The sequence below is a fragment of the Blautia sp. 1001283B150304_161114_C9 genome (genome assembly GCF_015668165.1).
GTDB classification, from domain to species: Bacteria; Bacillota; Clostridia; order Lachnospirales; family Lachnospiraceae; genus Blautia_A; species Blautia_A wexlerae.
Genome location: NZ_JADPGO010000014.1, coordinates 12510 through 34051, shown reverse-complemented (window position 1 = coordinate 34051; position 21542 = coordinate 12510). Strand labels below are relative to the sequence as shown.

Sequence of the window (21542 nt, the reverse complement as noted above, 5' to 3'; positions counted from 1 at the left end):
TATAGAATTGTTATAGGTTAGGATGGGTAACAGATGGAGAAACGTATTATAACTACGGATGTGACGGAGGAGGATTTTTCTCTGGAGGGGAATCTCCGGCCGCAGACGTTGGATGATTATATTGGTCAGGAGAAGACCAAGAGTACTTTGAAGGTTTATATAGAGGCTGCGAAGCAGAGGCATGATGCATTGGATCATGTTTTGTTTTATGGTCCTCCGGGGCTTGGTAAGACTACTCTTTCGGGGATTATTGCCAATGAGATGGGGGTTCATATGAAGGTGACTTCCGGGCCGGCTATTGAGAAGCCGGGGGAGATGGCTGCAATCCTTAATAATCTGCAGGAGGGAGATATTCTGTTTGTGGATGAGATCCACCGCCTGAACAGGCAGGTGGAGGAGGTCCTTTATCCTGCTATGGAGGATTATGCTATTGATATTATGATCGGGAAGGGAGCTTCTGCCAGGTCTATACGTCTGGATTTGCCGAAGTTTACACTGGTGGGGGCGACTACCAGGGCAGGACTTCTGTCTGCACCTCTTCGTGACCGTTTTGGTGTGATGCATCATCTGGAGTTTTATACTCATGAGGAGCTTAAGACGATCATTATCCGTTCTGCTCAGGTTCTTGGAGTGGAGATTGATGAGAAGGGTGCGGCTGAGATTGCCAAGAGATCCAGGGGAACTCCGAGGCTTGCCAACCGTCTGCTGAAGAGGGTTCGTGATTTTGCGCAGGTGAAGTATGATGGACGGATTACTTATGATGTGGCGTGTTTTGCGCTGAATCTTCTGGAAGTGGATCAGTATGGTCTGGATAAGATTGACAGAAGGATTCTTCAGACTATGATCGTGAATTTTCAGGGTGGTCCTGTGGGACTGGAGACTCTGGCTGCGGCGATAGGGGAGGATTCCGGTACGCTGGAGGATGTGTATGAGCCTTATCTGCTGCAGAATGGATTCCTGAACCGTACGCCGAGAGGACGTATGGCATCGGCGCTTGCGTATGAGCATCTGGGCTATCAGATGCCGGAGAAAAACTGAAGTTAAGGGCGTAAAAATATAAAAAAGTAAAAGTTTTTTAAAAATTCCTATACATTTCGACTGCTTTCGAGTATAATGAAGTAAATGTCCGGGGTTCCGGGCAGATTGAAGGAAGATACAGGAGGCTCGTACGGATGGCGGTCAAAAATACAGCAAAGGTAATCATAGGTGGTAAGATTATTACGCTGGGAGGCTATGAATCGGAAGAATATTTTCAGAAAGTAGCATCCTATATAAATAAAAAGATGGATGAGTTAAGTGCTATGCCGGGTTACAGCAGACAGCCCATGGAGACCAAGCATACACTTATCAGCCTGAATATTACAGATGACTATTTTAAGGCAAAGAAACAGGCGGAGGTTTTTGAACAGGATTTACAGCAGAAGGATCAGGAGATGTATGATCTGAAGCATGAGCTGATCTCGCTTCGTATGCAGATTGAGGAAGCGCAGAAGCATGAACAGGAAGCCCTGGAACAGAAGAGCCTTCTGGAGGGAAAGAATAAGGAACTGGAAAAGCAGATTGATGAGCTGCTGAAATAACAGAGGGGGGATTACTTCGGTGATTTCCCCTTTATGATTTGTTTCATATGTATTCGATTTGAATATTATAGCAATGCTCATAAATAATGCATTTAAGATGACTGTTATAGAAAACGTGAGGTATAGAATTGAGAAGAGAAGAGATTGAACTTCTGGCACCTGCCGGTTCCTATGAGGGATTTGAGGCAGCGATCGGTGCAGGTGCAGATGCGGTTTATGTAGGGGGAGCAGCCTTTGGCGCGCGGGCCTATGCGAAGAATTTCGGAGAGGAAGAGCTTTTGCGTGCCATTGATACTGCTCATATCCATGGCAGGAAACTTTATCTGACAGTGAATACGCTGTTGAAGAACAGGGAACTGTCTGAACAGTTGTATGATTATCTGCTTCCATATTATAAGGAAGGTCTGGATGCGGTGATCGTTCAGGATATGGGTGTGTTTAAGATGATCAGGGAGATGTTTCCGGGTATGCATCTTCATGCCAGCACGCAGATGACTGTGACAGGTCCGGAGGGGATGAAGTTTCTGGAAGAACAGGGTGCTTCCAGAGTGGTAACTGCCAGAGAGCTTTCCCTTGAGGAAATCCGGAGGATGCATGAGACAAGTCCTATCGAGATTGAATCTTTTGTCCATGGAGCTTTATGTTACAGTTATTCAGGACAGTGCCTGATGAGCAGTATCCTGGGTGGAAGAAGCGGTAACAGAGGAAGGTGTGCACAGCCTTGCCGTCTGCCTTACCAGACGGCGCTTTGTTGCGGGGAAAATGGCAGACGGTCAGAGAAAAGGAAAGCGCAAGAACTATGTCCTCTGAGTCTGAAAGATATTTCTACGATAGAGATTCTTCCGCAGATTCTGGAGGCTGGAGTTACTTCTCTTAAGATAGAGGGCAGGATGAAGCAGCCGGGATATACAGCAGGGGTAACTTCTGTATATCGGAAGTACCTGGATCTTCTTTTTGAGAAGGGAGCTGAGAATTACAGGGTAGCAGAGGAGGATAAGAGATATCTGCTGGATCTGTTTAACAGGGGAGGTTCCTGTACCGGTTATTATCAGATGCAGAATGGTCCGTCCATGATGGCATTCAGCAATGAGAAGAAAACAGGAGATGTCAGTCCTGTATTAAGAAAAAAGAAAGAAAAAATTCAGGGAACATTCATTCTTTTTCCGGGAAGTCCTGCTATACTGGATGTGTCATGCAGGGGAATCCATGGATTTGCGTCTGTGGGTGAGGTACAGTATGCGCAGAACCAGCCGCTGACAGAGGAGCGCATCCGTTCACAGATGGAGAAGCTTGGAAATACAGAATATGAGTGGGAAAATCTGGAAATCCAGATGGATGAGAATATTTTTATCCCGATGAAAATGCTGAATGAGGCGAGAAGAGAGGCACTGGAATCTCTGGAAAATGAATTGCTCAAACCATATAAGAGAGAAGAAAATAATGGGAAGAAACGCTTATCAGAGGATGCCGGAAGAAAAGCAGATTCGCCAAAGCAGAAAAATCTTCCGATTTATATTTCCTGTGAAGAAAAATCCACTGCACTGGCGTTATATAAAAGAGAGGGGATACATGGAATGTATCTGAACGCTGATGCCATGGAGGTCTGCCTGGATGACTGTGTAAGCAGAGGAATGGAGATGTATCTGTCTCTTCCGCATATTATGAGAGGTGAGATGCCCCGGGAGCTTCTCACCAGGATCAGAGAGTGGATGGACAGAGGAATGACAGGATTTCTGGTAAGAAATCTGGAGACTTTTGCAGTTCTGCGAAAGGCAGGTCTGGCTGAGAAATGTGTTCTGGATCACAGTATGTATACATGGAATGATGAAGCTGCTGATTTCTGGAAAGATCAGAAAGTCCTCAGAAATACGGTACCGCTTGAGCTGAACGAAGGGGAAATCCGCCACAGAGATAACCGGGACAGCGAGATGCTGATCTACGGATATCTGCCTCTTATGATATCGGCCCAGTGTGTGCATAAAAATCTTTACGGATGTAATCATAAGGAAGAAGGGGTAACTTTAAAAGACCGTTACGATAAAGAATTTACGGCGAAATGTATATGTAACCCATGGAAAACTGAGAATACAGATTTCTGTATACCCTGCTATAATATCATTTACAACAGTATCCCTTACGGCCTGTTGAAAGAGAAATCACAGATAGACAGACTTGGTGTCTCTTCCCTGAGACTTGCATTTACCATTGAGAAGCCTCAGGATGCGGTGAAGATATATGAAGAGTTCAGAGATGTTTATCGTGATGGGAAGAATCCTCCGAAACGGGAATATACAAAGGGACATTTTAAAAGAGGAGCCGAGTAAGGCATATGATTAATGTAATTGTAGAATTATCCAAGTATGTGATCCTTACCCTGATGGTGATTTATACCTTTCACTGTTTCTATCTGGTGAAACAGCAGAGTGAGGAGGAGAGAAACGAATCGCTGCGCCAGCAGCTGATGCTTATCTTTTTTATGGATTTCACTGCGTTTCTGGTCATCTACCTGAAGACAGGTAAGTTTCAGGTCGTGTTGTTTTATATCGAAATGATGGCATTTTTTGCGGGAATCCAGATTTTGTACAGGATTTTTTATAAGAAAGCATCGATTTTACTGCTCAACAATATGTGCATGCTTCTCAGCGTAGGATTTATTATGCTGTGCAGGCTGGATGTTTCCACAGCTACCAGACAGCTGGTGATCGTGGCAGGCGTAAATGTGGTGGCATTGATCGTACCTGTCCTGATCAGGAAGATGAAATTTCTCAAGGACCTGACATGGGTTTATGCGGGAATCGGAATCGTTTTGCTGGCGGCGGTATTTGTGCTTGCAAAGACAAGCTATGGAGCAAAACTTTCCCTGATGGGAATCCAGCCTTCAGAGGCGATAAAGATTACATTTGTGTTCTTTATGGCGGCATTGCTGAGAAAAGGTGCTGATTTTTCAAAAGTGATCCAGACTACGGTAGTGGCGGGACTGCATGTGGGGATTCTTGTACTTTCCAGAGACCTTGGAAGTGCAGTGATCTTCTTTGCGGCATATCTTGTGATGATTTATGTGGCATCCAGAAATGTGGGATATCTGGCACTTGGTCTTGCAGGCGGATCTGCAGGGGCAGTTGTCGCATATCATCTGTTTGGCCATGTGCGTCAGAGAGTAACAGCCTGGAAGGATCCCATGGCGGTATATCAGAATGAAGGATACCAGATCGTCCAGTCACTGTTTGCCATTGGAACCGGCGGATGGTTTGGAATGGGATTGTGTCAGGGTTCGCCTGAGAAGATCCCTGTTGTCAAGAATGACTTTATATTCAGTGCAATCTGTGAGGAACTGGGTGGGATTTTTGCAATCTGCCTGATTTTGGTATGTATGAGTTTCTTTTTGATGATCGTAAATATTGCGCTTAAGATTAAGAAACCATTCTACAAACTGATCGCACTTGGACTTGGTACGGAATATGCATTTCAGGTATTTCTGACAATTGGCGGAGCAACGAAATTTATCCCTATGACAGGTGTAACTCTTCCTCTGGTCAGCTATGGAGGAAGTTCTGTCGCGTGTACAGTACTGATGCTGGCGATCATTCAGGGATTGTATATTTTGAGAGAAGATGAGGACGAAGAAATTGAGAGATATCGAAGAAAAGGAACGGCGCAGAGAGTTGAAGAAGCGCCAGAAGCGCAAAGCCCGGGAGATTTCTGAAAAGAGAAGGCCCCGTAACAGAGAGTATACACTGGTATCCTGCTTTTTTGTGCTGATCTTTGTCAGTATGATCGGATATCTGATCTACTTTAATTATGCAAAGAGCGATGATTTTATCAATAGTCCCTATAATACAAGGCAGGATACTTTTTCAGACAGGGTTGTAAGAGGTAAGATCATATCTGCAGATGGGCAGGTGCTTGCCCAGACCAATGTTTACGAAGACGGAACAGAGGAACGTACTTATCCCTATGCAAATATGTTCGCTCATGTAGTCGGATATGACACTAATGGAAAAAGCGGACTGGAATCAGAGGCGAACTTCCAGCTTCTGACTTCTCATGAATTTTTCCTGAACCAAATGAAAAATGAGTTTAAGAATCAGAAAAATACGGGTGATTCTGTGATCACGACGTTAAACGCAGATCTTCAGTCAACTGCCTATAATGCACTTGGTGACAGGAGAGGGGCGGTTGTTGCCATAGAACCCTCTACAGGTAAGATTCTGGTGGAAATGAGCAGACCGGACTTTGACCCGAATACTATTTCCCAGAACTGGGACACACTGGTGAATGATTCTAATGACAGCAGTCTGTTGAACAGAGCTACAAACGGAGCCTATCCTCCGGGATCTACATTTAAGGTGGTAACTGCCCTGGACTATTTCAGAACCAAGGGCAGTCTGGAGGGATTTTCCTATCTCTGTGAGGGAAGTATTACCAGAGAAGATCATACGATCCGGTGCTATGGCGGAACTGTTCATGGACAGGAAGATTTTTACAGTGCTTTTGCCAATTCCTGTAACAGTGCATTTGCAGAGATCGGAACCATGCTCGGAGGCAGTTCTCTGAAAAAAACAGCCGAGGATCTTCTTTTTAATAAGAGTCTTCCGCTTTCTTCCTATAAAAAGAGTACTTTTACATTAAATGGAAAATCTTCTGTTGCAGAGGTTATGCAGACTGCCATCGGACAGGGTAATACGTTGGTATCACCTATGCATATGGCGCTGATTACCAGTGCGATCGCCAATGGCGGGGAGCTCATGAAGCCTTATCTCATTGATTCTGTTGTAAGTTCAGACGGAGAGACAGTGAAGACAACAGAGCCGGAGAGCTATAAACGTCTGATGGCAACAAATGAGGCGAATATCCTTGGAAAGCTTATGAAAGGTGTTGTGGAAAACGGAACCGCATCGGCTCTGAACGGAAGAGGATATACAGTGGCAGGCAAGACCGGATCAGCGGAATTTGATGAGAATGGTTCCAGTCATTCCTGGTTTATCGGTTATTCCAACGTGGATGATCCGGATTTGGTAGTTGCGATCATTGTTGAGAATGGCGGTACCGGAAGTGAAGCAGCAGTGCCCATCGCAGAGCAGATATTTGATGCGTATTATTATGACAAGCAATAATAAATTCCATGTTGCAGGCAATCTGGAATGAATTTTGGCTACGTTACTGTGAACGGAGTGAACAGTAACTAATTAATCGGTAATATGTTATGAAATGATATTTATAGCTTGCGGGTTTGGAAAAAAAGAGATATACTATACTCAGTTTATAATACCACGCAAAACAGGAGGGATTGCATTATGATAGAAGCAACGAGCTGTGGCGGTGTGGTAATTCATCGGGGTAAGATTCTTACTTTGTATAAATCTTACAGGAACCGTTATGAGGGCTGGGTATTGCCGAAAGGAACAGTGGAACCAGGCGAAACGCATGAACAGACAGCATTGCGGGAAGTGATGGAAGAGGCTGGAGTGCGTGCGACCATTGTGAAATACATCGGAAAGAGCCAATATAACTTTACCGTTCCGGAGGACGTGGTTTCCAAAGAGGTACACTGGTATCTTATGACTGCGGATAATTATCATAGTAAGCCCCAGAGAGAGGAGTTTTTTGTAGATTCCGGATATTATAAATTTCATGAGATCTATCATCTGCTGAGGTTTTCAAACGAGAAGCAGATCGTAGAGCGTGCTTATCAGGAATATCTGGAGATGAGGAGCAATGGACTCTGGGGAAAACAGCATAAGTATTATTAACGAGAGAACAGGGCTGTGTTTTTTTGCAACGCAGCCCGGTTTAAATTTTGGAGAAAATGGAAATACTGTAACTGAAGTGTTATAGAAACGGGAGAGGGTGTAAGATGCTGAAATGGCAGGAGAATTTTCTTGCAGGGGAATCTGTAAAGGATCCTGAGAAGATAAAAAAGAAACTGAACAGCGGAAAACCGGTTCTGGGCATTTATCTCCTTACTCTGTCAGAGAATCCTGTGAATCTGATGGATATTATTCCTGCAGCAATGCTGATACAGAAGAGCTTTTATGGAATCTGTCCGAAGATCATAGGAATGGCGAAGGGCAAAGAGGAAGCCCTGGAGATGGTGCGAAGTCTGATCGATGAAATGTACAGGGAAACGGGAACCTTCGCAACAGCTGAATATATAGAAAACAGGTGAGAATATGTTACATATTTTATGGCTGATCCTTAAATTTATACTGATCATCCTGGGAATTCTGCTGGGCCTTCTTTTACTGGCAGTTCTTCTTGTACTGTTCTGTCCTGTAAGATATAAGGCATCAGCTGTCAAGGCAGAAGGTGGCTGGAAAAAGACAGAGGGAGAGGGTATCGTAAGCTGGCTGTTTCATGGGATTTCGCTGAGAGCGGAATGGAAAGATCAGCAGATGGAGATATCCTTTCATCTGTTTGGAATTCCCGTAGACAAGTTGTTGAAAAAACGGCAGGAGAAGAGGTATATAACAAAGAAATCCGGGAAAAATTCGGAGAAATCCGGCGCAGAAAAGGTATCTGTATCCGGCACAGACGGAAACAGGGAAGAAGAGCATAAAAAATCAGTGGTTGATCACCCGAAATCAGAGAATATGGAGACTGAGGATCTGAAAACAGACAGAAATTCAGCTTCAGATACATCTGCTGATACAGAGAGGATCAGAAACAGTCAGATATCCGGACAGCAGGAACTGAATGCAGATGATACAGATCGGAATAGTCTAAAGAAGAGGCAGTTTTTTATAAAAAGGATCTATGACCGGATCCGAAATATATTTCAGTCGATTCGTACAAAACTGCAAAATATCCGCAGGACATTCGGGAAGATTAAGAAGAATGTGTCTTGGTGGAAGGCGTTTATAGAACATCCCAGAGTGACAGCTGCCAGAAAACTTGTATGGAAACATGGAAAATTTTTGCTTAAGCATATTTTTCCTACAAGGATAGAAGGGCAGGTTACTTTTTCTTTTGAAGATCCGGCGCTGACAGGTGCGGCACTTGCTGTACTTGGGATGACAATTCCATTTCACAAAAACTGTATACAGATCAATCCCCGTTTTGACAGTGAGAATTATCTGTATGGAAACATCAGGGCAAAAGGCAGGATCTACGGATTTGTTCCTGTGCGGGCAGCAGTGAGTATTTATTTCAATAAAAATATAAAATACGTTATAAAACGTTGGAAAACCAGGAGGGCATGACCATGGCAAATGAAAACAATTTTAAAGAAACCGTAAATTCATTATTCAAGGGAATGGACAGTTTTATTTCTGCGAAAACAGTGGTAGGAGAGGCAATCCATGTAGGCGATACGATCATTCTTCCTCTGATGGATGTATCTTTCGGTGTAGGTGCCGGTGCTTTTTCAGGAGAGAAGAAGGATAACGGCGGCGGCGGAATGGCAGGAAAGATGACTCCCTGTGCAGTGCTTGTGATCCAGAATGGAACAACAAAGCTGGTCAATGTGAAAAATCAGGATGGTCTCACCAAGATCCTTGATATGGTTCCGGATTTTGTAGACCGTTTTACCTCCGGAAAAGGTGACGAAGAATCTGTCGGCGAATCAGAAAAATAATTTTTGCATAGACTATAGCAAACCGATGAAAAAGGTGCAGAAGAATTGGAAAAGCTGTTCGGCTTTATGCTGTTTTTCATAGGGATTGGGATGATAATCGGGATGCTGATCGCAGAAAATGTGGTTCTGGTGGTTTCGGCCGGAGTTTTCCTGTTGTTGGGATATCATCTTTTCTGTCATTAACTTTACAGAAGATTGCGAATATCCCGTTTGACATATGAAATAAAAAAGACTGTCAGCTCAGGCAGAATATTCGGTAAAGAATATCTGAACAGAGGGACAGTCTTTTTTGCAAAAAAAATACCCCTGTTGCAACAGGGGTAATGGTGTTATTATGCTCTTTCTACTTTACCGGATCTTAAGCAAGAAGTACATACATATGTCTTTCTAGCTCCACCCTCAGCAGTCTTGATTTTAACGGATTTTACGTTAGATTTCCACATTTTATTGGATCTTCTATGTGAATGACTTACATTATTTCCGAAATGAGCAGCTTTCTCACAGATTGCACATTTAGCCATGATAGCACCTCCTTGACGCTTTATTGTTACTGTCGTGCTGTGTGCATAGCGTCTGAACAGTAACCTTGTGTTCAACAGATTACATTGTAACAGATGAATTGTGCTTTTGCAAGCAAAAAAAGGAAAAAACTCAAAAATTATATTTCTTTTTCTGTGAAAAGAGGTTATAATACACTTACATACAATAATGAGCATTGGAGGTAACCATATGAATGGACGTATAGATTCCGGATTAGGTCAGATCATAATTGACACAGATGTAATCGCAACCTACGCAGGAAGCGTTGCTGTAGAATGTTTTGGTATCGTAGGCATGGCTGCAGTCAGTATGAAGGACGGACTGGTAAAGCTTCTTGGAAAGAACAGCCTGAAACATGGCATCAGCGTCAGAATTACAGAGGACAATAAAATCCGCCTGAATTTCCATGTTATTGTGGCATATGGCGTGAATATAAGTACAATTGCAGACAACCTTGTCAGCAATGTCAAATATAAAGTCGAGGCCTTTACAGGAATGGAGATCGATAAGATCGATATTTATGTAGAAGGTGTACGCGCAATTGATTAGGATAGAGGAGGAACTTGTGGTGAATAACAAAACCATAGATGCCAGAATACTTTCCAGGATGTTTCTTGCAGGAGCCAAGAATCTGGAAGCTAAAAAAGAATGGATCAACGAACTGAACGTATTTCCGGTACCGGATGGAGATACAGGAACCAATATGACAATGACGATCATGGCAGCAGCAGCAGAAGTAGGTTCTCTGGGAGAGCCTGACATGGAGTCACTGGCCAAGGCGATTTCTTCCGGTTCTCTGCGCGGTGCAAGAGGTAACTCAGGTGTTATTCTTTCTCAGCTTCTGCGTGGTTTTACCAGAAGTGTTAAGAACAGTAAGGAACTGGATGCCATTGATATCGCGGCAGCCATGGAGAAAGGTGTGGAGACTGCATATAAGGCAGTCATGAAACCGAAGGAAGGAACAATCCTTACTGTTGCAAGAGAGGCTGCTGCCAAGGCTGTAGAGCTTGCGGAGACAGCAGAGGATCTGGATACATTTTTCCAGAGTGTGATCGCTCATGCGGAGGAAACTCTGGCAAAGACACCGGAGATGCTGCCGGTTCTGAAAGAAGCAGGAGTAGTGGATTCCGGTGGACAGGGACTTCTGGAAGTATACCATGGTGCATATGATGGTTTCCTTGGCAAAGAGATTGATTATACACAGTTTGACAAAGCAAAAGGTCCTGCTGTGACTAAGATCGATGCACAGACAGAGGCTGATATTAAATTTGGTTATTGTACAGAGTTTATTATTCTTCTGAACCAGCCGATGTCCGAGGAGACAGAGCATGAATTTAAGAAATTCCTGATGTCCCTTGGTGATTCTATTGTGCTTGTTGCAGATGACGAGATCGTGAAGGTTCATGTTCATACCAATCATCCCGGACAGGCTATTGAGAAAGCCCTTACCTTTGGTGCACTTTCACGTATGAAGATCGACAATATGCGTGAGGAGCATCAGGAGAAGCTTATAAAGGATGCCGAGAAAATGGCGAAAGAGCAGGCAGAACAGGAAGAAAAAGAAGAAGCAGCACAGCCGCCGAAGGAAGTAGGCTTTATTTCCGTATCTGTGGGAAAGGGAATGACAGAGATCTTTAAGGAACTGGGTGTGGATTACCTGATCGAGGGCGGTCAGACGATGAACCCGAGTACAGAGGATATGCTCAATGCCATTGCAAAAGTAAATGCAAAGACTATTTATATTTTCCCGAACAATAAGAATATTGTTCTTGCTGCAAACCAGGCAAGGGATCTTACTGAGGATAAAGAGATCGTGGTTGTGCCGACTAAGACCATTCCGCAGGGAATTACTGCCATGATCAGTTATGTGCCCGAGAAGAACAGTGCGGAGAATATTGAGGCTATGCTTCAGGCAATCGAACATGTGAAGACCGGACAGATCACGTATGCTGTGCGTGATACAAGGATTGATGATAAGGAGATCCATGAGGGTGATATGATGGGTATCGGTGATCATGGAATCCTGGCTGTTGGCAAGGACCGCATGGAAGTTGCCAAGGAGACAGTTGCCCAGATGGTGGATGATGAGTCTGAGGTGATCAGTATTTATTATGGTGCTGATACTGAGGAGGCTGAAGCTGAGGAGCTGGCAACGGCTCTGGAGGAAGCTTATCCGGATTGTGATGTGGAACTGAATGCGGGTGGACAGCCGATTTATTATTATGTTATTTCTGTAGAGTAGGATAATAGAGTTTTTGAGAGAGATAAACGAATAGTTCATGTGATGAAAACGGGTATAGGCCATTGTTGAGGGTGGGTATATCCGTTTTCGTATTATAAAAGGGGACGGCAGGAAAATATTTGTGTCAGGATGCGGTTTCGGCATCTAAGAGATTCTAAGGTGAAAAAAATCTGCTAAAAGCATGAGAATCTCTAAGATACCTGCAAATGCATCCTGACACAAATATTTTCCTGCCTGAGATTTGGATAGTGGAAGTTTATTGTCGGCAGATTATTGTGATTGAAGAATGAGGGTTGCTTGATTTGGTTATTTTTTGCAGGGATAAGATAGATAATTTTTACTGGCTGTAAGGGATATTCATAATTATATTGTAGTAGAAAGGAATCGGTGGTATATGTCAACATCTTTGCGTACTTTGAAGGGCGTGGGGGAGAAAACGGAAAAGTTATTTGCGAAAATAGGAGTTACGGATATGGAATCTCTTCTGAGTTATTATCCACGTAATTATGATGCGTATGAGGAGCCTGTTGAGATCCGGTCTCTGGAAGAGGGAGCTGTTGTGGCGATTTCTGTGGCGGTTATAACGGGTGTGTATGTGAATCAGGTGCGGAATCTTCAGGTGATCACGACCACTGTGGCAGATCTTACGGGGAAAATTTCTGTTACGTGGTTTAATGCACCGTATCTGCGCTCTGCAGTCAGGAAAGGCAGCAGGTTTGTTCTGCGGGGGCGTGTCGTCAGGAAGCAGGGGAAGCTGCAGATGGAGCACCCTGAGATTTTTACGCCTGCGGCTTATGAGGAGATTCTGCACAGTCTTCAGCCGATTTATGGACTGACTGCGGGGCTTTCTAATAAGACGATCGTGAAGCTGATCCATCAGGTGCTTGATGAGCAGAAGCTTCAGGCAGAGTATCTGGCAGATGAGTATAAGGAGAGGTACCACCTGGCAGACAGGAATTTTGCGATTCCTGCGATTCATTTTCCCAAAAATATGCAGGAGCTGTTAGCTGCAAGGAGAAGGTTGGTGTTTGACGAGTTTCTTCTTTTTATTCTTGCTGTGCAGTCTTTGAAAGAGAAGACGGAGGAAGCACCGAATGCGTTTCCCATGCATCCGGTGTGGACGACAGAGCAGATTATTGAAAGTCTGCCCTATGATCTGACAAAGGCGCAGTTGAATGTGTGGCATGAGATTGAGAGGGATTTAAGCGGCCAGGCCCTGATGTCCAGACTGGTGCAGGGAGATGTGGGAAGCGGTAAGACGATCCTTGCGTTTCTCGCAATGATCATGACTGTGGAGAATGGATATCAGGCAGTGCTTATGGCACCTACGGAGGTTCTTGCAAGGCAGCATTTTCAGGCAATGGAGAAGTTGCTGCAGGAACAGAATATTGATTTTGGGCATCCGGTTTTGCTGACAGGATCAGATACTGCGAAGGAGAAAAGGGAAAAATATGCGCTGATCGCGTCAAAAGAGGCTAACCTGGTGATAGGAACGCATGCGCTGATTCAGGAAAAAGTGCAGTACAATAATCTTGGACTGGTTATTACAGATGAGCAGCATCGTTTTGGTGTGAAACAGAGGGAAGCACTGACTACTATGGGAAACCCGCCTAATGTGCTGGTGATGAGTGCTACACCGATTCCAAGGACGCTGGCGATCATTATATACGGGGATCTGGATATTTCAGTAATTGATGAACTTCCTGCGCAGAGACTTCCCATTAAAAATTGTGTGGTGGATACTTCTTACAGGCCGAAGGCTTATTCCTTTATGGAGAAGCAGATCCGTCAGGGACGGCAGGTTTATGTGATCTGTCCAATGGTGGAGGAGAGCGAAGGGATGGATGGGGAAAATGTGCTGGATTATACCCTGAAGCTTCGCAATGTTTTTTCGCCAGATATAAAGATTGCTTCTCTTCATGGAAAGATGAAAGCGAAAGAGAAGAATGTGATCATGGAGGCTTTTGCCGCAGGGGAAATTCAGATCCTGGTATCTACTACTGTAGTTGAGGTAGGAGTGAATGTGCCTAATGCTACAGTGATGATGGTGGAGAATGCCGAGCGTTTCGGGCTGGCACAGCTTCATCAGCTTCGCGGGCGTGTCGGTAGAGGGGAATATCAGTCATATTGCATTTTTATGCAGGGAAATGGTGCAAAGGAAATTTCTAAACGTCTGCAGATCCTGAACAAATCCAATGATGGATTTTATATTGCAGGAGAGGATCTGAAGCTTCGCGGTCCTGGTGATCTTTTTGGAATCCGCCAGAGTGGTCTGCTGGAATTTAAACTGGGGGACATCTATCAGGATGCGGATATCCTGAAAGCTGCTAGTGAAACGGCTTCGGAGATTCTGTCCCTTGATGCGGATTTAAGCCTTCCGCAGAATGAGGAACTTCAGAGGAGACTCTCGGCATATATGAAGGAAGATCTGCAGAATCTAGGACTATAGAAAATGACGGATACAGAGTAAAAAATAATACTGTTCATGTTACTGTTCATAAGATGCCTAAATTATAAAAACAGAAAAACATTGCAAAAGCAGAAGATTCGTAGTATTCTATTTTCATAAAAGAATGTTACTGTTTATCATATTTTCGGTAACATAAGAATACCTGTAACTGTACAAAACTGAGCAGTTACGAATACTTATACCTTGTAAGGAGGCTAATCATATGGCAACAAAAGCAACTACAGCAGATCTCAACACATCCACTGCGAAGACAACCGAAGTTAAAGAGGCTCCTGCAAAGACAACTGCTGAAGAAGTAGCTGTAAATAAAGAAGCAAACAAGAAAGAAACTGCTGAAACAGAGACTGTAAAGAAAGAAACAACAGCAAAGAAACCGGCAGCAAGAAGAACAAGAAAGACTGCAGAAAAGAAATCAGCAGAAGCAGAGAAAGAAACCGAGAAGAAAGAAACAGCTAAAGCAGCAGACACTGTAGAAAAGAAACCGGCAGAAACAGAGACAGCTGCCGAGAAAAAAGAGACAGCTAAAACAACAAAGACTGCTGCAAAACCAACAAAAACAACGAAAAGAACTACAAAGAAGGCTCCTGCTAAGACAGCTGAGAAACCGGCTGAAGAGACAGCTGCCGAGAAGAAGACAACAAGAAGAACCACTAAGAAAGAAGCAACAGCAGAAGTATATATTCAGTTCATGGGCAGAGAAGTATATACAAAAAATATTTTAAGTAATGTCAGAAGAATCTGGACAGACGAACTGGGTAAAAAGGAGAAAGATCTCAAAGATATTAAGATTTATATCAAACCTGAAGAGAACAAAGCATATTATGTAATTAACGGTGATATCACTGGTTCTGTGTGGATCTGACATATAAAAAATAAGAACAATTTTCAAATCTCATGGCAATCACATAAATCAGTTACTTGAGAATGATCAGAATAATAAGTAATGAAGTAATCACAGACAGGTTTAATGACCTGTCAGGTTAAGACATTGAGAAACTCAGATGATAACATAAATTCATCTGAGTTTTTTGTGCTTTCGGTTATAAAAAAATTGAGACATACCTGCTACTTGACAAAAATTATCAGTTAGTATAAGCTATCTGCATAAGGTTATTGAGAAAAATCGGCCAATAATGACGATGATAACCAAATACAAATACAAAAGGTGAGCGACTGAAAATGACATTAAAAGATTTGGAAATCGGAAAAAGTGCTGTGATCACGTCGGTTGGCGGCAAGGGTGCCCTGCGTCAGCATTTCCTGGATATGGGTATGATTCCGGGAGCTGAGGTCACAGTCGTGAAGTTTGCACCCATGGGAGATCCCATGGAATTACAGGTACATGGATATGAACTGACATTAAGACTTGCGGAAGCAGAGCAGATAGAAATCGAACAGATTCCGAAGCGAAGCAGAAGTCACGCCGGAATAGAGGCTGTAAGCGACCTGGCACATCCGGGACTTGGAGAGGATGGAAAGTATCATTCCAGAGAAGATGAACATCCACTGCCTGAGGGAACTACACTGACGTACGCATTGGTGGGAAATCAGAACTGTGGAAAAACTACACTGTTTAACCAACTGACAGGTTCCAGTCAACATGTGGGAAACTTTCCAGGAGTAACGGTGGATCGTAAGACCGGTTCGATTAAAGGCCATCCGGATACAGAAATCACAGACCTTCCGGGAATTTATTCCATGTCCCCTTACAGCAGTGAGGAGATTGTCTCCAGAAATTTTGTCCTGGATGAGAAACCAAGTGCGATCATCAACATTGTGGATGCTACCAATATTGAGAGAAACCTGTATCTGACCATGCAGCTTCTGGAGATGGATATTCCTATGGTAGTTGCAATGAACATGATGGATGAAGTGCTGGGAAATCAGGGTTCTATAGATGTAAATAAGATGGAATCGCTGCTTGGAGTACCTGTAATCCCTATTTCCGCAGCAAAGAATGAAGGGGTTGATGAGCTGGTTGACCATGCGTTACATATAGCGAAATATCAGGAACATCCGCTGCGTCAGGATTTCTGTGATAAGAGTGACCATGACGGTGCAGTACACCGCTGTATTCATGCGGTCATGCACCTGATTGAGGATCATGCGGCGCAGGCTGATATTCCTACCCGTTTTGCAGCAACCAAGGCAATCGAGGGAGATCCGCTGATTCTTGAGAAGCTGAAGCTGGACACAAATGAGACGGAGATGCTGGAGCATATCGTACAGCAGATGGAAACAGAGCGTCAGGTTGACAGAAGTGCTGCGATCGCAGATATGCGTTTTGACTTTATTGAGCGTTTGTGTGAACAGACAGTTGTAAAGCCTAAAGAAAGCAAAGAAAGAATCCGAAGTGAGAAAATTGATAAGATTCTTACAGGAAAATATACAGCGATTCCCTGTTTCATCGGAATCATGGTATTGGTATTTTATCTTACCTTTAATGTGATCGGAGCGTGGCTTCAGGGGCTTCTGGAGATTGGAATTGATAAGGTTTCTGCGCTGGTAGAAGCAGCACTGACAGCAGCAAATGTAAACAGTGCCATGCATAGCCTGGTCATTGACGGTATTTTTACAGGTGTGGGAAGTGTACTCAGTTTTCTGCCGATTATCGTAACCCTATTTTTCTTTCTGTCTCTTATGGAAGACAGCGGATACGTTGCACGTGTTGCTTTTGTGATGGACAAACTTCTGCGTAAGATCGGCCTTTCCGGAAGAAGCATTGTACCAATGCTGATCGGATTCGGATGTACGGTTCCGGCTGTTATGACCACACGTACACTTACAAGTGAGCGTGACAGAAAGATGACGATTTTGCTGACTCCATTTATGAGCTGTACTGCGAAGCTGCCGATTTATTCTTTCTTTGTAAGTGCTTTTTTCCCGAAGAAGGGCGGATTTATTATGGCAGGTCTTTACCTGCTTGGAATTTTGGTGGGAATCCTGGCGGCATTTTTGTATAACAGAACTCTTTTCAAGGGAGATCCCGTACCGTTTGTCATGGAACTTCCCAATTACCGGCTGCCGGGAGCAAGGAATGTAGGTCAGCTTTTGTGGGAAAAAGCAAAAGATTTCCTGCAGAGAGCGTTTTCTATTATCCTGCTTGCATCAATGATAATTTGGTTCCTGCAGAGCTTTGATCTGCATTTAAATCTTGTAAAAGATTCTGCAGACAGTATTCTGGCAATGGTGGCGGGAGTCCTGGCACCTATATTTAAACCGATCGGACTGGGAGACTGGAGAATCTGTACAGCTCTTATCAGCGGATTTATGGCAAAAGAGAGCGTGGTATCTACTCTGGAAGTACTTTTCAGTGGAAATATTGCCTCTGTACTGACTCCGCTGGCAGCAGCATCCCTGCTGGTATTCAGTTTGCTCTATACACCATGTGTGGCGGCTATCGCTTCGATCAAACGTGAAATGGGCAGCAAATGGGCTGTTGGTGTTGTGGTATGGCAGTGTGTGATTGCCTGGGTGGCTGCACTGATCGTACATCTGATAGGGATGATCTGATTTTATTAATTCGCTTTTATAGAAAAACCGATGGATTTGACTGTTTTCAGTCATCACCATCGGTTTTTTTCAGTTCCTCAACTGAGAGGCTTTTATCTGATTAGTACTGTCCGCCCTGGGAACCACTGGACATCTGTCTTTCCTGGGCTTCGATCATCTTTTTCATAATAATATCAGAACAACTTCCCCTAAATTTCCAGTTTGATGGGAGATGATCTGATTTTTCAGCAGAAAATTAGATTACTATTTTTGATATGACAATCTCTTTATGGGTTTCATTATAGTACAGAAACCCTGAAAAAACTATAGAAATCTTATGAAATTGCTATAGTTTTTTTAAAAGAGACAGAAAAGAGACCAAAAGAGACAAGTGGTCTCTTTTTGATTCGGTAGCAATTCCGCAAAATAATGCAATCTGTAATGAATTTTGGCTATGTTACTGAGAACGGAGTGAACAGTAACAATTTTGGCTTGTATGTGCCCACAACTTGCTATCTGATCTGTTAGATGATAAAATTAAAATATAACAGGGAAGTGATATACGAAGGAGGTAGGAATGACAGAGTTTAATTTTGATACTGTTTTTGATGAAACCATGCAGACGCACAATCTGGACACTGTAGTGATTCTGGGACACTTAAATCCGGATGGCGATGCTGCCGGATCGGTGATGAGCCTTGCGCATTATATCCATGTCAATTATCCACAATACAGGGTGTTTCCATATCTTGCAAAAACGCTGGAGCGCGGCCCGAAAAAGATGGTCGTGGAAGATAAGACATTTGTTCCTTTTGAGATGCCGGACATATCCGGAAAACAATATTGTGCCATAGTCTGTGATAATGCAACTCTGGAGCGTATGATCGGATTGGAATATTACCAAAATGCCGCTGCCAGCATTGTTGTTGATCATCATGCTTCCAATGAAGGATACGGAGATGTGAACTGGACAAAGGTTTCTGAGGCGTGTGCGGAAAATGTATACCATATGCTTTCTTCCGAACTGCTTCTAAATGCAGCCCAAAAAGAAGCGTACCCCAATGCCGCAGATTATATTTACCTTGGCATCCTGCATGATACCGGAGGACTGGCAAGGGCAAACCAGGGTATTTTTCAGGCAGTAGCTGATCTGATGGCTATGGGAGTTGACCATGGCAGGATTATGAAAACCTTACACAGTGACACCTTGGACATTCTGTACAAAAGAGCCGATATTCTTCATGGGGCAGTACGTGCGATGGATGGCCGGGTTGCTTATGTCATTATGGGACAGAAGGAAATTGTCGAAAAAGATATCACATACGAAGACATCCACTGTATCAGCACGATCCTGCGCGATTGCGACGATATTGAACTTGGTTTTACCATGTATGAGGAAGAAGAAAACGGGTGGAGATGTTCTTTCCGTTCAGACGGGAAATGGATCAATGTTAATGAACTGTTGAAACCTTTTGGCGGTGGAGGACATATCTCCGCAGCAGGATTAAAATATCAGACCGATAATGTAGAAGAATTAAAGAAACAGATTCTGGACAGAGTAGCAGAGATGAAAAATAAACAGTAATCTATAAATGAGCAAATAAAAAACTGCACAAAATTATAAAACCGAAGTGGAATATAAACACTTGTTGGAATTGTTATTGAGGGAAAAGAAGAGGAGAGTCTGTATGGGAAAGATAATCGAAGGTCTCTGGGATTGCCCGTTTTGTGGGAATAAAAGGATTAGAGCCGGCCAAAAAACCTGTCCCGATTGTGGGCATCCGCAGGACGAAAATATAAAATTCTATATGCTGGATGAAATTAAATATGTTTCTGAGGAGAAAGCAGAAAAGATCAGCCGTAATCCGGACTGGCAGTGCAGCTTTTGCGGCAGTCTTAACAGCGACGATCTGAATGTCTGCAAAAACTGTGGTGCCACAAAAGAAGATTCGGAGAGAAACTACTTCGAGATGAGGCAGCAGGAAGAGGAAAAGAAACGAAAGAAAGATGAGAAAAAAGAATCCTGCCAGAAAAATATCCCCCAAAATACACCAAAGAAAAAGCCACTGCTGAGGCGGGTGCTGCTCATTCTGGGAATCTTCGTAGCAATCATTTTTGGCATGATGTCATGCCTGGCACCGAAGATGTAGAAAAACCAGTCTACCGGAAGGAGCCTGTGTATGCTACAAAATATTACTATGAAATAGACAAATGGACGGTTGTCGATACTGCAAAAAGTTCCGGCAATGATCAGAACCCTTCCTGGCCGGAACCAAAACTTAAAGACGGACAGAGAACAGGAGCAGAAGAAGAGCATTATTTTGTGACCGCTACATATGAGAAAAAGAAGGGAAAGACCGAAACAGGAAGATATGAAATGGATTTTTCTCAATGGAAAGAACTTAAAAAAGGCGAAAAAATAGAATTAAAAATTGATGCTGCTGGATTCGCAGAGATTAATCAAAAATAAGATATAGATATACCCGGAGGGCTACTTCGAACCTTTATTAAACAAGGAGATTCATAGTTTTGGCGTGAGTCTCCTTGTTTAATGCTTTTCTCATGTTATAAGGTAGCCCGCATCATTGCATTTGTGCAATGCCTGCAGGCAGATATTGCTCCGTTTATTATACATACGGAGAATAAAGAGGAGTACGAAGGGCGACTGGACAGCCAGGCACGACTGGAGCAGCTTTTCAGGGTAGAGCATCGGGTTCTGATTGTAGTATTATTTTCTCAAATAATCGGCGATTGCCTTAAATACCGATTCATATCCGGAGTCATGCAGGATATCGTGAGTTCCGGGAAAGCTTCTGATCTCCGTATCCGGGTTGTTTTCTTTGTATGCTTTGTATACCTTTCGGACGCCTTTTCCAAAACCGGATACCGGATCTTTTTTTCCATACAGGAATAAAGTTGGAATGGTATTATTCGGATTTTTTAGGTTTCGGCTGGCACATTCCATGCCTTTGGAAAACTCGCAGAAAAAAGCAGGAGACACCTCCTGACGAACAAGACTGTCACCAGTGTATTCCTTTCTCTTTTCATTATCGGTCAGGAGCCAGTAATTGGCCGGTCTGCCTTTGAACTTTTTGCCATATGTACCGAACATCAGATCATAGATCTTATCAGAAGCACAGGACATCTTTCCGGTATATTTTTTCCCGATCCAGGTTCTCATTATCCTCATCAGGAAAGCGGACTGCGCACCGGTACCGATCAGGATTTCTTTTTTGTAGGGAGTCAGATCAGCGTTTGTCCTTACAATGAAGGAACCCAGAGAAAATCCCAAAAGATAGATAGGCAGGTTTGGGTATTTCCGGACAACGTATTCCCTTGCTGATACCATATCTTTAACTGTGTCGTTCCAGTTATTAATGTACAAACAGGATGATTTTGGTGTGGTGCTGTGTCCGTGGCTGATGATGTCATTGCCAAAGACAATGTATCCGCGGCTGGTAAAATACTTTGCAAATTCCACATATCTTCCCATATATTCTGTCATTCCATGGCAGATCTGGATCAGGCCTTTGAGATCGCCCTTATATTCCGGTGCATAGATTTCCAGGTGCATGGTGGTGTCTTTAGCGTTTGATGAAATTGCTATACATATTCTTTTCACTCTATTTCCTCATTTCTTATTTC

Annotated in this window: 19 protein-coding genes; 17 read left to right on the top strand and 2 right to left on the bottom strand. The window is 43.4% G+C overall.

What is annotated here, in order from left to right; translation table 11 throughout:
* Positions 1 to 33: 33 nt before the first annotated feature.
* The 9 genes from ruvB to I4V44_RS08900 all read left to right on the top strand — a co-directional run bounded on the left by ruvB (position 34) and on the right by I4V44_RS08900 (position 9153).
* Positions 34 to 1038 carry a Holliday junction branch migration DNA helicase RuvB gene (gene ruvB, locus I4V44_RS08940; protein ID WP_008704331.1) on the top strand — a complete coding sequence of 335 codons (1005 nt, stop codon included), beginning with the start codon at positions 34 to 36 and terminating at the stop codon, positions 1036 to 1038.
* A 134-nt stretch (positions 1039 to 1172) separates the two neighbouring features.
* Entirely contained in the window at positions 1173 to 1580 is a 408-nt protein-coding gene (gene zapA, locus I4V44_RS08935) for a cell division protein ZapA (protein ID WP_008704329.1), read from the top strand.
* 128 nt (positions 1581 to 1708) lie between these two features.
* A complete protein-coding gene (locus I4V44_RS08930; protein WP_118338387.1) occupies positions 1709 to 3904 on the top strand; it encodes a U32 family peptidase in 2196 nt (731 codons plus the stop codon).
* Positions 3905 to 3909: 5 nt separating this feature from the next.
* Entirely contained in the window at positions 3910 to 5283 is a 1374-nt protein-coding gene (locus I4V44_RS08925; RefSeq protein ID WP_118575212.1) for an FtsW/RodA/SpoVE family cell cycle protein, read from the top strand.
* Positions 5192 to 6694, top strand: a complete 1503-nt coding sequence (locus I4V44_RS08920; RefSeq protein ID WP_196002621.1) for a peptidoglycan D,D-transpeptidase FtsI family protein — start codon at positions 5192 to 5194, stop codon at positions 6692 to 6694. Before I4V44_RS08925 ends, I4V44_RS08920 begins: the two co-directional genes overlap by 92 nt.
* A gap of 180 nt (positions 6695 to 6874) precedes the next feature.
* On the top strand, positions 6875 to 7330 hold the full coding sequence (locus I4V44_RS08915) for an NUDIX hydrolase (RefSeq protein WP_055060056.1): 456 nt from the start codon (positions 6875 to 6877) through the stop codon (positions 7328 to 7330).
* Positions 7331 to 7434: 104 nt separating this feature from the next.
* Positions 7435 to 7746 (top strand): hypothetical protein, encoded by a 312-nt coding sequence (locus I4V44_RS08910; RefSeq protein ID WP_055052846.1) that lies wholly within the window; start codon positions 7435 to 7437, stop codon positions 7744 to 7746.
* Positions 7747 to 7750: 4 nt separating this feature from the next.
* On the top strand, positions 7751 to 8779 hold the full coding sequence (locus I4V44_RS08905; RefSeq protein WP_196002620.1) for a DUF2953 domain-containing protein: 1029 nt from the start codon (positions 7751 to 7753) through the stop codon (positions 8777 to 8779).
* Positions 8780 to 8781: 2 nt separating this feature from the next.
* The gene (locus I4V44_RS08900; protein ID WP_020993849.1) at positions 8782 to 9153 is read left to right on the top strand and encodes a GerW family sporulation protein; all 372 of its coding nucleotides are present in this window, start codon (positions 8782 to 8784) and stop codon (positions 9151 to 9153) included.
* A gap of 332 nt (positions 9154 to 9485) precedes the next feature.
* Here the strand turns inward: I4V44_RS08900 and rpmB are convergent, their stop codons facing one another.
* A complete protein-coding gene (rpmB, locus tag I4V44_RS08895; RefSeq protein ID WP_019161496.1) occupies positions 9486 to 9674 on the bottom strand; it encodes a 50S ribosomal protein L28 in 189 nt (62 codons plus the stop codon).
* Between the two features lie 208 nt (positions 9675 to 9882).
* Between rpmB and I4V44_RS08890 the strand changes: the two genes are divergently transcribed.
* From I4V44_RS08890 to I4V44_RS08855, 8 genes are all read left to right on the top strand, one after another.
* On the top strand, positions 9883 to 10242 hold the full coding sequence (locus I4V44_RS08890; protein WP_020993850.1) for an Asp23/Gls24 family envelope stress response protein: 360 nt from the start codon (positions 9883 to 9885) through the stop codon (positions 10240 to 10242).
* A 58-nt stretch (positions 10243 to 10300) separates the two neighbouring features.
* Positions 10301 to 11935 carry a DAK2 domain-containing protein gene (locus I4V44_RS08885; protein WP_055060065.1) on the top strand — a complete coding sequence of 545 codons (1635 nt, stop codon included), beginning with the start codon at positions 10301 to 10303 and terminating at the stop codon, positions 11933 to 11935.
* 394 nt (positions 11936 to 12329) lie between these two features.
* The gene (gene recG / locus I4V44_RS08880) at positions 12330 to 14384 is read left to right on the top strand and encodes an ATP-dependent DNA helicase RecG (protein ID WP_055052844.1); all 2055 of its coding nucleotides are present in this window, start codon (positions 12330 to 12332) and stop codon (positions 14382 to 14384) included.
* 223 nt (positions 14385 to 14607) lie between these two features.
* Positions 14608 to 15267 (top strand): DUF6465 family protein, encoded by a 660-nt coding sequence (locus tag I4V44_RS08875; RefSeq protein ID WP_182437868.1) that lies wholly within the window; start codon positions 14608 to 14610, stop codon positions 15265 to 15267.
* 317 nt (positions 15268 to 15584) lie between these two features.
* Entirely contained in the window at positions 15585 to 17918 is a 2334-nt protein-coding gene (gene feoB, locus I4V44_RS08870) for a ferrous iron transport protein B (RefSeq protein WP_196002619.1), read from the top strand.
* A gap of 556 nt (positions 17919 to 18474) precedes the next feature.
* Positions 18475 to 19482, top strand: a complete 1008-nt coding sequence (locus tag I4V44_RS08865; RefSeq protein WP_196002618.1) for a DHH family phosphoesterase — start codon at positions 18475 to 18477, stop codon at positions 19480 to 19482.
* A 103-nt stretch (positions 19483 to 19585) separates the two neighbouring features.
* Positions 19586 to 20047, top strand: coding sequence for a zinc ribbon domain-containing protein (locus I4V44_RS08860; RefSeq protein WP_196002617.1), 462 nt, complete (start codon positions 19586 to 19588; stop codon positions 20045 to 20047).
* Between the two features lie 26 nt (positions 20048 to 20073).
* Positions 20074 to 20367, top strand: coding sequence for a hypothetical protein (locus I4V44_RS08855; RefSeq protein ID WP_020993853.1), 294 nt, complete (start codon positions 20074 to 20076; stop codon positions 20365 to 20367).
* Positions 20368 to 20625: 258 nt separating this feature from the next.
* Here I4V44_RS08855 and I4V44_RS08850 read toward each other — a convergent pair whose 3' ends face one another.
* Positions 20626 to 21519, bottom strand: coding sequence for an alpha/beta fold hydrolase (locus tag I4V44_RS08850; protein WP_196002616.1), 894 nt, complete (start codon positions 21517 to 21519; stop codon positions 20626 to 20628).
* Positions 21520 to 21542: the final 23 nt, after the last annotated feature.